Source organism: Dokdonella sp. (assembly GCF_041395345.1).
In the GTDB taxonomy this organism is placed as follows: domain Bacteria; phylum Pseudomonadota; class Gammaproteobacteria; order Xanthomonadales; family Rhodanobacteraceae; genus Dokdonella.
On the sequence record NZ_JAWLAR010000005.1, the window covers coordinates 46,630 to 59,598 of the forward strand.

Here is a 12,969-nt window from a genome sequence, read left to right on the forward strand (position 1 = left end):
CGCAAGCCGGATTCAGCCGCCCAGCTTGAACTCGATTCGACGGCGGACGGTCGAGCTGACCGGGACTCCGTTCTCGAGGCGTGGCGTGAACTTGGTTCGCTCGATCGAACGAACGGCTTCGCGGTCGAATACGCGCTGCGGGTCCGAGGCTGTCACTCTTGCGTTTTCCACTGTGCCATCCGCAGTCACGGTGAACTCGACTTCGACCCAGCCCTCTTCACGATTTCTTGCAGCCTGGGTCGGATAAGTCGGTGCGACCGGGGTGACCACTTCGACATCGCGCGTCTCGCCTTGCGGCTGCGGCGGCGGCGCAGGAGCCGGGGTGGGCGCGGGCGGCGGAGCAGCGACCGGTGGCGGCGGTGGAGCGGCGGCGGCCGAGGCAGCGGCGGCAGCAGCTTCGGCTGCCGCGACTTCTTCCTCCGTCGGCGGGGCGGGTGTCGGCGGCGGAGTCGGAGCGGCTGCGGCTGCGGCGGCCTGGGCTTCCTGCTGTTCGATCTGTCTTCTTCTCGAGTCCAGCTTGCTGCGCAGAATGGTCAGCGTGTAGTTGCTTGGATCCGCCTTGGCCAGCGATTCGATAATCCTGTTGGCTTCGTCGAGGTTGCCCTGAATGATTTCCTGCTCGGCAGTACCACTGGCGAACGGAAACAGTTCGCGCAAGGCCTCACTCGCGCCCGAATTCTCCGGGTCCTTCTCGAGGATCGCCAGATAGTATTCCAGTGCGTTGTTGCCTCCCGGGGCAACCATGCGCTGCTCGGACATTGCCTTGCGCGCCTCGCGATAGAGCTGATCGATTGACAACTCCTCGACTGCCGGAGAGACCGTCGGTGCAGCTGACTCGGCACCGGGCGTTGTGGCTCCTGGCGTGGTCGCAACCGGCGCTGGAGCGGCTGCCTCCTGCCGACCCAGAAACCACCAGGCAGCACCCGCAGCAGCGGCAATGACCAGGACGATGATGATGATCATCGGCGCAGCAGAGCCACGCTGGGATCGCTTGTCGAACGGATTTGATTTCATGATGGCCAGGCGCTCCAATATTGCAGGACAGTGCATTCGCTCTCGCGAGTAACGCGCCTGCAGCGGTATCGAAGAAAACTGGGACCTGCCCCGGGCGCGTCGTCTACCTCGAATACGCATGCAATTCCCAAGCCAGATTTGGCCGCGGACCTGCGAAACCCGTCACTGTTTTCCCCTTCAATCCGGTCGAAAGCCGCTGCGAACCGGATTGTGCCCCCTGCTGCAATCGCCACTCACCTTGCGGACTCAGGAACGATAGCGCATTCCGGCGCGGGGTGTCACACCCGGTGCAGCCCGTTCGTGCAGGCTTCACAGATAGCGGCCCGAATGGCCCCCGCATGTAACCCGCGCCGCCCGTCCATGCTGGCTTCAGGAGGCCCGTGCAAGGATGGTGACACATCAAACCCGCCGACCCTGGCTTTCAGGGCCGGCATTCCACCAAGAGGATCCAGCCATGAGTACTCCTTCCAACGCCGAACGCAAGACCCTTGACGATGCCGCAGAGGCCGCCAACCACGCAGCAAGCAAGGTGGCAGGAAAGATCAGCAGCAAGCTGAACGAAGCCGCCAGCAGCGCGAGCCGCTTCAGCGACAAGCTGCGCAGCAATGGTGCTGCGCTGCAAGAAGAGCTGACTGCCGCCGGCGAACGTTTCGGAGACGGCGCAAAACGTCTCGGAGCGGTGACCTCGGATCAGATTCGAACACACCCTCTGGCCGCTGTCGGAATTGCTGTCGCCGTGGGATACGTAGCGGCTCGACTGCTGCGTCGTCGCTGAGTTCCGCCGCATGGACCCTGCCGAGCCGGCGAATCAGGCTCAATCAGAATCCGCGCCTGATTCTCTGGTGGACAGCGCCATGCAGGCGCTGCGCGGAGCGCTTGAAGTTGCGGAAGCTTCGCTGACACTGCTGCGTGCCGAGCTCCGGCTTGCGCGCAGCAGTGCGCTGTCGATCGTCTGGCTCGGCTTCGCCCTGGTTTTCTTTGGCGTGGGCGCCTGGCTCGCCACGACTTTCGGCCTCGCGCTGGCCATCCACGCGCTGTCCGGAAGTCTTCTGCTCGGCGTCGGCACCGTTGCTGCCGCCAATCTTGCCGGTGCAGCGTGGGTACTTCATTCGATGCGCCGCTGCTGGCGAGACATGAGCCTGCCTCGCACCCGCGCATTGCTGGTGTCACCCCGTTCGGCGGAGTCGAGGAATGCCGTTGCAGTGCGCGACTCCGACGAGTCGGGAGCTTCGACATGAGTCTCTCGCAAAGACGAAAGATTGCCGACAACGCCGCCGCAGCGCTGCTGGCGCAGCGCACACGGCTCTCCGTTCACTACAGCGGATTGCATGACACTCTCGATCGATGGCGCCCGACCCTCCTGATTGGCAGCGGTCTGACTTGCGGTTACCTTCTTGGCAGGCGCCAGACCGCCCGACTTGCATCCGCTGCAGTCTCGCTCGCCAGTCTCGCCATGAGCGTGATGCGCACTCCTCTCGGACCGCTGGCCATGTCAGCCCTGCTCGGCAACCGAATCAGAGCGGCTCAACGGAAGCCCGATTCAGCGGATTCCAGCAACGCCGGCTAAGGTCGCTGCAGCCGCACGCAAGAGCATGCTGCCTGCCCCAACGATCCCGGACTCTGCGTGCAAAGGCCGCCAGGCTCGAATGGCGAGGTGCGCACGTCGAGTGACTTCGAGACAAATTCTCTGTGCCCGGACAATTCAGGGTCGAACGGAAGGGATCGCACTGTCGTTGTTGGCATCGAATGCCCGAGCCCGTTTCCTCCACCACACACACCGGCAACTCTGCGTCAACCTGAGTGGCTTCCCGTTTCCCGCAGACTGACTCGATGCTGCTGCGGCGGCCAGCGCCCGTCATCGCGGTCCTGGATCTTGAGCTCGTCGATTCACCGGACCGGATTCATTCGGCAAACCCTCAGTGTGTGTCTGCACACCTCCGCCACCAGGCTTCCGACTGCGAACGGTCCCCAACGAGGCCTGCAACTGCCCTGCAGGGTCGGCAATTTCGCAGACGTGTCCGCACTTCGGCGCAGCCGTAGCCTTTCCGTGCGCGACAAATCCGGACGCGTCCGACAGACGCGTGCTGTTCCGCGACCAGGACGTTTTCAGAAGCGGGGCAATCAGGACGATGGCTCTGACCAGGCGAGATGGGACAAGATGCGCATCTTGGCGCCATCGGCAGACACCCTCGCGGGTGTACTCGCCGATGCCTCGGCAGGGCAGACTGGAATCCTGGTGTTCGCCGCCTCGGACAGGGCTCGGCATTCGAGCCGCAGAAAATCAATGTGAATGGATTCGAAAACCACCATGGCAGAACGAAATCCTGCAACGCCACGCCGACGATGCGGCGTATTGCCGACACAGGAAATCTTCGGAGTCTTCGTGGCATCGTCAGGCGGAACCGGAATCCGCCAGCTACCGTTTGATCGAACAATGCGGGTTGCCAAACCTGCGTCTTGTTCCCTGAAGCCTGTTTCCGAAATCTCTCCCTGCGCTGGGCATTCCACAGGGAGAGCAGTCCGGTTGCAAGATCCGTGAAGCTTGTTTACCTGCACTTGGTGTGCAGTGACTCTGTACTGCCTTGCATCAAAGTGGTGATGCGCGGCGTCCAGTCAATGGCCGGCCGCAGAGGCGGCCGGCCCGAAGAAATCATTTCTTCTTGGCTGCCTTCTTCGCAGCTTTCTTCTTGGCAGGTGCTTTCTTGGCAGCGGCCTTCTTCGCCGGAGCCTTCTTCACCGCCGTGACAGCCTTGGCCTTGGCCGTCTTCTTCCTGGCTGTCTTCTTCCTTGCTGGCGCCTTCTTGGCCGTCTTGGCCACTTTCTTCTTTGCAGCCTTTTTCCGAGCCGGTGCCTTGCGGGCTACGGCCTTCTTGGCAGCCTTCTTGGCTGCTGGTCGTTTTGCTGCTTTCTTTGTTGCCTTCTTTGTCGCCTTCTTGGCTGCTTTCTTGGCTGCGGGTTTCTTCTTCGCCGCAGGTTTCTTTTTCGCTGTTGCTTTCTTGGTAGCCATATCGCGTCTTAACTCCTCGTCAGTTGGCAGTGGTTGCCCAGTAAAAGCATGAAGAAATGCCTCGCACAGCAAATCGCTGTTTGTGGCGTGGCGCAGGTTGGCGACCTGACGCCGGGTACGTTCATCGGAAAGTAATCTAAGGATGTGGAGCGGGATCGATACCGTGATCTTTCTTACGGCCGATGATTTCAGGCCGTGCTCGATGTATGGATCGACGAATCTGGTTGCAGCCATGATTCCTTTTTGCGTCATCTGTGTTACTGCGGCGAAAATTATTCCTGTCAAGCCCGCGTGTCAACAGATTTCTTGCCCTCACGGTCAACTTCGAAAACCAGTTTCCGCAGCTGAATTTCCGACCCGCCGCATGGATCAGCGGACTATCCCGGCAGTCTGTTTTAGACGTATATACGGCTATACTGCCATACATGGAAAACCCGCAATGCTCTAATAGCCAGCATTTGCGGGGGATACAGCGTGTTTTGCCTGATTTTCGCTCGCACACGCACTGCGTGCATTCCACGTCATTGAGTGTGCGCAGCGATCAATGGTATCGACGAACAAGCAGCAAGCCACGCGCAAAAATCGTCGAAAACAGGGTCGAAAAATATTTTCGTCGCACGGACATTTTCGACCGAAATTTGCCATATCCGGCGCAAACCGCACCTTCAGTGCTTGCCCGGACAGACCCGGAATCGCGCATCCACTTCGGGCCTGGAACACGATCGAAAGACGCGAACAGGAAACTTTCTGGCGAAGATCACGCGCGCGTCTCGCGATCGAACGATGTTCGGAACGAAGCATCCGCATCGCTGCTGTCGACGATCGTACCCATCCAGATCATGCGACCGGTCCGCGAGTTCAAACCCGTCGCGCGGCTGCATGGTCCTTGCGGCGCAGCTACGGGCGAACCGCCATTCGGCTCCCTCGCCCTGACGGCTTTCCGGCAATTCGGCGGCTCGCTATTTGCCGCACAAAAAAGGACCGGTCTCCCGGTCCTCTTTTTCTGCCGCGTCGTTTGGCAAACAGAGCCTGGGTCAACGCTGAACAACTGGCGCAATCGTCACGACGTCTGTCTGCGTGCAGATCGCGCCGCGCTGACGCAAATGGACCGGCCGTCTCGGCAACTGCTCCTGCGTTGCTCTACCTCCTGCATCCATGCAGTCGCTTCAAGGCAGCGCAACAAGGAGCTGCGCGCAGACAGGCGTCGCCTGACCGATTGGTTCTCTATTGAGACAGGTGGCTTTCAGAAGGCCCGCCAGCCGCACCGCGAGTCTTGCCGGGGCCACCCGCCTTCACTTCGCCTCGCAGCACGACTGGCAGACCTTCTGAATGCCATGACGATTGTGCCACTTGTTCAGCGTTGCCCTAGCCCTCTTCGCTTTCAATCAACTCGGCGTAAGCATCCGGATCGAGCAAGTCCTTCAGCTCATCGCGATCGGAAAGCTTGACCACGAACATCCAGCCTTCTCCGTAGGGATCTTCATTGATCGTCTCCGGCTTGTCCGCAAGATCTTCGTTGACTGCCACGATCTCTCCGCTGACCGGAGCGTAAACGTCCGATGCCGCCTTGACGGATTCGACGACCGCAGCAGCGGTGCCGACCTTCGCCATGTCGCCGACGTTCGGCAATTCGACATAGACGAGATCACCCAGCAATCCCTGGGCATGATCAGAGATACCGATCGTGGCGGTACCGTCATCCTCGACGCGCACCCACTCGTGTGACTTAAGGAAGCTCAGATCGCCGGGAATTTCTTTCATGTCTGCAGGCCTGGATTGGAATTCGTGGATTGGAATTGATCTCGAACTTCGAGTTTATCCCGAAACTTTGGCGAGGTCGCGCAAGGCACAACGGATTCAGTCGCCGATGGTTGACCTTCCGTCCCGCGCGAATGGATACCGGACCACCCGGACGGGCACTTCTCGACCACGGATATCGACGCGGACGCCCTCGCTGACGCCGGCCGGGATCCTGGCAAAGGCAATGGCCTTTCCGAGCGTCGGCGAAAAGGTTCCGGAGAGCACTTCACCCTGGCCCGAGGCCGTGAGCACGGTCTGGCCGTGGCGAAGGACACCCTTCTCGTCCATGACAAGGCCAACCATGCAACGCTCCACACCCGCTGCCTTCTGCGCAAGCAAGGCGTCGCGACCGATGAAATCGCGCCCTTCATCCAGGGAAACGGTCCATTCGAGTCCGGCTTCCAGAGGCGATACGGTGTCGTCCATGTCCTGCCCGTACAGGTTCATGCCGGCCTCAAGGCGCAGCGTGTCACGAGCTCCGAGGCCGGCCGGCACCACGCCCGCCGCAAGCAGTCGATCCCAGAGGTCTACCGCCGCAGTTTCGGGCACGATGATCTCGAAGCCGTCTTCGCCGGTGTAGCCGGTCCGCGCGATGAACAAGTCGTCGCCTTCGATGGCGACGAACTTGCCCATGGCCAGCGCGTGCTGCGCCGTTTCCGCGCTGAACAGCGAAGCGGCTTTTGCGCGCGCATTCGGACCCTGCACGGCAATCATGGCAAGGTCGGCGCGTTCGCTGACGCGCACATCGAATGCCTTCGCCTGCAGGTTGATCCAGGCGAGATCCTTCTCGCGCGTCGAGGCATTCACGACGGTACGGAAGAATCCGTCTCTGACGTAATAGACGATGAGGTCATCGATGACTCCGCCGTTTTCGTTCAGCATGCACGAATACAGTGCCTTGCCAGGCTTCTTCAGCTTGTCGATGCTGTTGGCAAACAGGCTGCGAAGAAATTCGCGGGTACGCGGCCCTTCAAGGTCCACGACGGTCATGTGCGACACGTCGAACATGCCGGCATCACGGCGCACGGCGTGGTGCTCCTCGATCTGGGAGCCATAATTCAGCGGCATGTCCCAGCCGCCAAAGTCGACCATCTTTGCGCCCAGGGCGCGATGCGAATCGTTGAGGATGGTTTTCCGTGTCATGTCCTGCGCCTTCTTCTGAGGCGCGGATTATAGGGAATGCGGCTCAGGCTTGCCGAACCCTCCCCAACCACCGCACTACCTGACTGTCAGCGTCGTGCCATTGACGCTGAGGACCTCGACAACCGAACCGGCTTCCCTGTCATCACCCTCGGCCAGCCAGACCGAGTCGCCGATCTTCACCTTTCCTCGACCGTTGACGATGGGCTCGACCACGGTGACGTGGCGTCCGATCATGCGCGCGCCCTTGCGGTTGAGCAGCGGCTGGTCGTCGCGCAACTCGGTCGCCGGTCGAATGTATTTCCAGTAGACGAAGCAGATCAGGACCGAGAGCACGCCAAAGACAACGGCCTGGGCAATGAAGCCCAGGTCGGGAAACAACAGCATGAGCAGTCCCATGACTGCGGCCGCCAGGCCGATCCAGAGCAGGAAGTAACCTGGGGCGACCAGCTCTGCCGCAATCAGCAACAGGGCCAGCAGCCACCAGCCATAGCTTCCGAGCAGCTTGGAAATGAAATCGTCCATTGCAACTCCAACCTAGCGGATGACAGGGCCGGTCGGGCGCGGCGGGGGTGGTGGCGCCTTCGCATCGGACTTGTCGAACGCGCCCTTGGCAATCTCGGCGATTCCGGCCAGCGAGCCAAGAATTCCGGTTGCCTCGAACGGCAGGATCAACATCTTCTGGTTTGGCGAGTGCGCCATTTCCTTGAGTGCCTCGACATACTTGTTGGCGACAAAGTAGTTGATCGCGTTGATGTCGCCACCGGCGATCGCATCAGAGACCATCGTCGTCGCCTTGGCTTCGGCTTCTGCCAGTCGCTCGCGCGCCTCGGCCTCGCGGAACGCCGCTTCCTTTTCGCCTTCCGCTTCGAGAATCGCCGCCTGCTTCTCGCCGTCGGCCTTGAGGATGGCCGCCTGACGGAAGCCTTCGGCTTCGAGCACGTTGGCGCGCTTTTCGCGCTCGGCCTTCATCTGGCGTGCCATCGACTCGATCAGGTCGCGCGGCGGCGAAATGTCCTTGATCTCGATGCGGGTCACCTTGACCCCCCAAGGATGTGTCGCTTCATCGACAACGGCCAGCAGTTTGGCGTTGATCTCGTCGCGCTTGCTCAATGATTCGTCGAGATCCATCGAGCCGAGCACGGTGCGGATGTTGGTCATGACCAGGGCCAGCGATGCCTGCTCGAGATTGGAAACCTCATACGCTGCCTTGGCCGCATCGAGCACCTGGTAGAACACGACGCCATCGACGCGAACCACCGCGTTGTCCTTGGTGATGACTTCCTGCGACGGTACGTCGAGCACCTGCTCCATCATGTTGATCTTGTGGCCCACGCTTTGCACGATCGGCACAAGCAGATGGAAACCGGGCGTCAAGGTGTGCGTGTACTTGCCCCAGCGCTGCACGGTCCATTCGTAGCCCTGGGGTACGATGCGCACCAGCTTGGCCAGAGCGATAAAGACCAGAACGACAACGATGATTCCAAAAAATCCAGTCACGGCGCTCTCCCGGCACGATTGATGCCGTCAATCTAGCAGGACTTCGGGCACAAGAGTATGTCAGGAGGCGGCCGACGCGCTGGCGGGCTGCGGCAGGGTCAGGCAGACGCTGAGGCCTCCCTCGGGCCGGTTCGCCAATTGCAGGCGCCCGCCGTGCGCTTCGGCGATCTCGCGAGCCAGTGCCAGCCCCAGTCCGGTTCCGCTGCGCTTGGTCGAGTAGAAGGGCAGCAGGGCATGGGCAAGCACCGCCTCGCTCATGCCAGGCCCGCGGTCGCGCACCTCGATGCGCACCTCGGCCTCTCGCGTGCGGATGGCAAGTTCCACCTCGGCAGGATCGCTTCCCGACTCACCGGCATTCTTGAGCAGGTTGATCAGCAACTGCTCGATCTGGCCACGGTCAAACCGTGCGGACCCCGTCGGAGCAGGCTCGAGGAGTCGGAACCGGGAATGCTGTCCCAGCGTTTCCAGGAACGGCCTCCACTCCACGCTCGCCAGCTGGGGAGTCGGCAACTTGGCGAAATGCGCATAACCCTGCACGAAGCTGCCCAGATGCGCCGCGCGCTCCTCTATCGTGTCAAACACCAGACCCAATTTCGCCAGTTCGCCGATCCTCGCCAGCTCGCGGCCCGAGTGGGCGAGTGAGCGGATCGGTGCCAGTGAATTGTTGAGTTCATGACTGACGACGCGGATGACCTTTTTCCAGGTTGCGACTTCCTGGCGCGAAAGCTCGCGCGTCATCCGTCGCAGCATGACCATGCGATGGGTGCGCCCCTGCAGCTTGAATTCGCGCTGGGAAAGATGAAAGGTTTCTTCCTCCTCGCCAAGCTGCACGCTGAAAAGGGCATCCTGTTCGCCGGACAGGGCCTGCGCTAGTTCGGGGGCTGCTTCAGCGACGATCTGGTCGAAGCGGATGCCATTCATGGCACGGCCGTCATTGAGCAGTGCGCGAGCGGCGAGATTCGCGTGAACGACATGTCCGCCCGGCTCGACCAGGACCAGCGCATTGGGCGTGTTCTGTACCACCGTGTCGAGCAGCAGTTCGCGCTGGAAGAGATTCTGGCGCTGGTCGCGCAGGACGCGGCCCAGTTCGTTGTGCGCTTCGACCAGGTCGCCCACCTCGTCACGCCGCCTGTTGCGAATGGAGAAACTGAAATCCCCATCGCCAAAGGCCGAAACGCTTCCGGACAAGGCGCGTATCAGTCCGGCCACGGGACTGGCCAGGCGTCGCGCAAGAACGAGCGAGGGCACCAGCAGGGCTAGTGCGGCGACGAATGCCGCGAGTGCCACCGAATCCAGCCAAAGCGAAACCGCGACGACCGCTGCCGCGGTCAGCAGCACCCAGCCGAACAGGGCGGCCGCAAGTTTTCCCTCCAGTGAAAAGATGCGCATGATGATCCGGAATCCAGAGCCCTGTGGAATATCGGCGAACCGATCGTGCAGCCGCCCGAACCTCTTGCCAACCGACCTCGGCGCGGACGTGCAGCGACTCTCGGGACTCGCCTCCCTACCTTGCCGAGGATAGGCGAAACGAAGGCTCGGCATACAGCATCCGGATATTCGACTGCGGGCTGGTGCGGCTCGCACGCGTCGACACGGTGCGATGGGCGCCGTCCCGTGGCCTTGCACGCGCCGACGCGCTCGATGGCCTCATGCTGACCGTCACGGCGTCGAGGGTCGGGGACATGGCATTGCACTGCCTGGATGCGGGCGCTACCAGCCGGTCAGGTCTCGATGCCCATCTTTTCCATACGCCGATACAGCGCCTGACGAGACAGGCCCAGATCCGCCGCGGCCTGGCTGATCACGCCGCGAGCACGTTGCAAGGCGGCCTCGATCATGCCCTTGTCGGGTTCGGATTCCGGCGCCATGCGACCCCCCGGCATGCGCGCGGGACCGAGGGCCAGGTCACGCGCGGTGATGACGCCGTCGCTGCACAGCAGACTGGCCCGGTCAATCGCATTCTTGAGCTCGCGTACATTGCCGGGCCAGGCGTGCGCCGACAAGGCCGAACGCGCTCCGCTGTCCAGGGTCGCCCTGCCCTGCAGGAAATGTTCGGCCAGCGGCAGGATGTCGTCGCTGCGCTCGGACAATGCAGGCAGGCGAAGCTCGATGACATTCAAGCGGTAGAACAGATCCTCGCGGAAACTGTGATCCTGGATCTTGGCGGCAAGATCCGCATTGGTTGCACTGATCACGCGCACGGCCACCTGCCGGGTCTTGCTGGATCCGAGGCGCTCGAACTGTCCGGTCTCCAGCACGCGCAGCAGCTTCATCTGCCCGGCCAGCGGAAGGTTGCCAATCTCATCGAGAAACAGCGTGCCGCCATCGGCTGCCTCAAAGCGACCCTCCCGGGCTCGATTGGGTGCGCCGGTATAGGCGCCGGGCTCGGCGCCAAACAATTCGGCTTCGATCAATTCGGAGGGAAGCGCGCCACAATTCACGGTCAGGAAAGGTCCCTCTGCACGCGTCGAGTTGGCTTGCACGATCTCGGCAATGCGCTCCTTGCCGGCGCCATTCGGCCCGGTGATCAGTACCGACACGTCCGCGCGCGCAACCTGGCAGGCCAGTTCGACCACGCGCTCCATTGCGCTGGAGCAGAACACGATACCGCGCAGATCGTATTTTTCGTCGAGCTGCTTGCGCCGACGGCGGCGCTCATCGCGGAAACGGGACACTTCGCGGGTCGCCTCCGAGAGTTCGAGCAGGTTCTCGACCGTCGCCAGCAGCTTGTTGTCGTCCCAGGGCTTGCCGATGTAGTCGCCCGCACCGGCCTTGACCAGTTCGACGGCGGTCTCCAGTCGCGTCCATGCCGTAAGCAGGATGATCGGCAAATCGGAATAGTCGCGGCGGATCGAGCGATACAGCTCGATGCCTTCCTCTCCCGAGGTGGTATCGGCGCTGAAGTTCATGTCCTGGACAACGAGGTCAACCTCCTCCCGAGCCAGCACGGCAAGGCCTTCCGCTGGCGACGTCGCCAGGAGCGTGCGGATGTCGCGCAAGCCAAACAGCACGTCTAGCGCCGTGCCTACGGCAGGATTGTCGTCGATCACCAGTACGGTGCGCATGGCTCGGGTTCGTTCAGGACATCGACGCATGGCTGCTTGGATGCAGCCAGGCGCGAAAGGGTTACATTTTAGCGGGAATTGGGAATGGAGAATGGGGAATGGGTTTGAAGCGGCGAAAGCTGCAGCCCTCTCACGGCTCTTGCGTTTGCCAATTCCCTATTCCCTCTTCTCCACTCCCTGCCTTCAGACGCTTCTCGTCGCCACTGCCGGCGGCACTCGGGAGGCGCGCATGGCCGGCCCCAGCACCGCAAGCTGCCCCAGCGCCCAAAGGCAGATGAAACCGACCGGCACGTAGTACCAGGGCAGGCGCGGCGACTGGTAGGTCTGCATCATCCACAAACTGAAGGCGTAGGCGAGCACCGCACCGACAACCAGCCCAAGCGTGGTGATGATGAAGTTCTCGGTCTGGAAGTAACGCAGGATGTTCTTGCGCGACGCGCCGAGGGCACGGCGCGTTCCGATCTGGCGCGTGCGCTGGGCGACCCAGAAGCTGGCCATGCCAACGATACCCAGAGCGGTGATGCCGAGCAGGGCCACGATCACCACGCCGAGAATGATCGCCATGGCGCGATCGCCGGCATAGGCTTCCTGCCGGGTTTCTTCCATGGTGCGCATCTTGCCGATGATGCGGCTCGTGTTGGTCTCGGCCATCTTCTGCTCGACCGCCTTGAGAACTTCATCACGTCGACCCGGCTCGGCGCGAACCAGGTAGCGCGTGCTATTGCCAAAAGGCATGTAGACCGGAACAAACGTCGAATTTTCCACTTCGTCGCTTTCCATCCAGGGTTGCTGGGTTTTCTCGACGATACCGACGATCGTGCTGGTCGGAGGTTCCTCGCCCATGTAGACCTGCTTGCCGATGGCGTTCTCGCCCGGGAACAGCTTCTCGGCAAGGGCCTTGGTCACGATAATGACCGAAGGCTTCAGCTCATCGCCGAAATTGACGGTCGTCATTTCTTCTGGCTTGAAGTTGCGTCCGGCAACGAGATTCACGCCGAAGGTATCGAGTGCCCGGTCGTCGACGAGGTAGATCGTCGTACCTGCCGTGGAGGTTTTCTGGTTGGGCTGCAAGCTGAGGCCGGTGCCCCACCCGCCTCCGCTCATCGGCACGGAATTGGTACTCGTGGCTTCGGCGACTCCAGGCATCGAACGCAGCACGGCGAGGTCCTCGCCGATGGTCGCCGCCGGGTTGAATCCCTCGCCGAATCCGGAACTGCTGAAATAGAACGTATCGGATTCGTTCATGCCGCTGGGACGATTCATCTGATCAACGCGCTGCCCGATGATGAACAAGGCATTGCAGACAATGGCCAGAGTCAGTGCAACCTGAAGGCCGATCAGGATCATCGAAACCTTGCTGCGCATCAGGGCGGAGAGTATCGGGCGGATTTCCATGGCTTTGTTCCGGGAAATGGGGAATGGGGAATGGGGAATCGGATGAGG

12 protein-coding genes are annotated in these 12,969 nt (G+C 61.6%); 3 read left to right on the forward strand and 9 right to left on the reverse strand.

Translation table 11 applies throughout. The features are described 5' to 3' along the window. Window positions 1-12: 12 nt before the first annotated feature. Window positions 13-1,014, reverse strand: a complete 1,002-nt coding sequence (locus R3F00_RS05870) for an energy transducer TonB (RefSeq protein ID WP_371280809.1) — start codon at window positions 1,012-1,014, stop codon at window positions 13-15. A gap of 454 nt (window positions 1,015-1,468) precedes the next feature. Here R3F00_RS05870 and R3F00_RS05875 point away from each other — a divergent pair, with 454 nt between their 5' ends. The 3 genes from R3F00_RS05875 to R3F00_RS05885 are packed head-to-tail and all read left to right on the forward strand — an operon-like array spanning window position 1,469 to window position 2,581. Continuing rightward, window positions 1,469-1,789: a hypothetical protein gene (locus R3F00_RS05875; protein WP_371280811.1), complete on the forward strand. Its 321-nt coding sequence runs from the start codon at window positions 1,469-1,471 to the stop codon at window positions 1,787-1,789. A gap of 10 nt (window positions 1,790-1,799) precedes the next feature. Further along, the gene (locus R3F00_RS05880) at window positions 1,800-2,252 is read left to right on the forward strand and encodes a hypothetical protein (RefSeq protein WP_371280812.1); all 453 of its coding nucleotides are present in this window, start codon (window positions 1,800-1,802) and stop codon (window positions 2,250-2,252) included. Beyond that, window positions 2,249-2,581 carry a hypothetical protein gene (locus tag R3F00_RS05885; RefSeq protein WP_371280813.1) on the forward strand — a complete coding sequence of 111 codons (333 nt, stop codon included), beginning with the start codon at window positions 2,249-2,251 and terminating at the stop codon, window positions 2,579-2,581. The genes R3F00_RS05880 and R3F00_RS05885 overlap by 4 nt, the downstream gene beginning before the upstream one ends. A gap of 1,083 nt (window positions 2,582-3,664) precedes the next feature. Here R3F00_RS05885 and metJ read toward each other — a convergent pair. The 8 genes from metJ to R3F00_RS05925 all read right to left on the reverse strand — a co-directional run bounded on the left by metJ (window position 3,665) and on the right by R3F00_RS05925 (window position 12,921). Further along, complete coding sequence (gene metJ / locus R3F00_RS05890; protein WP_371280814.1) at window positions 3,665-4,273, reverse strand: met regulon transcriptional regulator MetJ; 609 nt, start codon at window positions 4,271-4,273, stop codon at window positions 3,665-3,667. Window positions 4,274-5,386: 1,113 nt separating this feature from the next. Continuing rightward, a complete protein-coding gene (gene gcvH, locus R3F00_RS05895) occupies window positions 5,387-5,782 on the reverse strand; it encodes a glycine cleavage system protein GcvH (protein ID WP_371280815.1) in 396 nt (131 codons plus the stop codon). A 96-nt stretch (window positions 5,783-5,878) separates the two neighbouring features. Then, window positions 5,879-6,964 carry a glycine cleavage system aminomethyltransferase GcvT gene (gcvT, locus tag R3F00_RS05900; protein ID WP_371280816.1) on the reverse strand — a complete coding sequence of 362 codons (1,086 nt, stop codon included), beginning with the start codon at window positions 6,962-6,964 and terminating at the stop codon, window positions 5,879-5,881. Window positions 6,965-7,039: 75 nt separating this feature from the next. After that, complete coding sequence (locus tag R3F00_RS05905; protein ID WP_371280817.1) at window positions 7,040-7,486, reverse strand: NfeD family protein; 447 nt, start codon at window positions 7,484-7,486, stop codon at window positions 7,040-7,042. A gap of 12 nt (window positions 7,487-7,498) precedes the next feature. Further along, entirely contained in the window at window positions 7,499-8,461 is a 963-nt protein-coding gene (locus R3F00_RS05910) for an SPFH domain-containing protein (protein ID WP_371280818.1), read from the reverse strand. A 60-nt stretch (window positions 8,462-8,521) separates the two neighbouring features. Next, a complete protein-coding gene (locus tag R3F00_RS05915) occupies window positions 8,522-9,850 on the reverse strand; it encodes a PAS domain-containing sensor histidine kinase (RefSeq protein ID WP_371280819.1) in 1,329 nt (442 codons plus the stop codon). A gap of 332 nt (window positions 9,851-10,182) precedes the next feature. Next, complete coding sequence (locus R3F00_RS05920; protein ID WP_371280820.1) at window positions 10,183-11,526, reverse strand: sigma-54-dependent transcriptional regulator; 1,344 nt, start codon at window positions 11,524-11,526, stop codon at window positions 10,183-10,185. A 183-nt stretch (window positions 11,527-11,709) separates the two neighbouring features. After that, a complete protein-coding gene (locus R3F00_RS05925; protein WP_371280822.1) occupies window positions 11,710-12,921 on the reverse strand; it encodes an ABC transporter permease in 1,212 nt (403 codons plus the stop codon). Window positions 12,922-12,969: the final 48 nt, after the last annotated feature.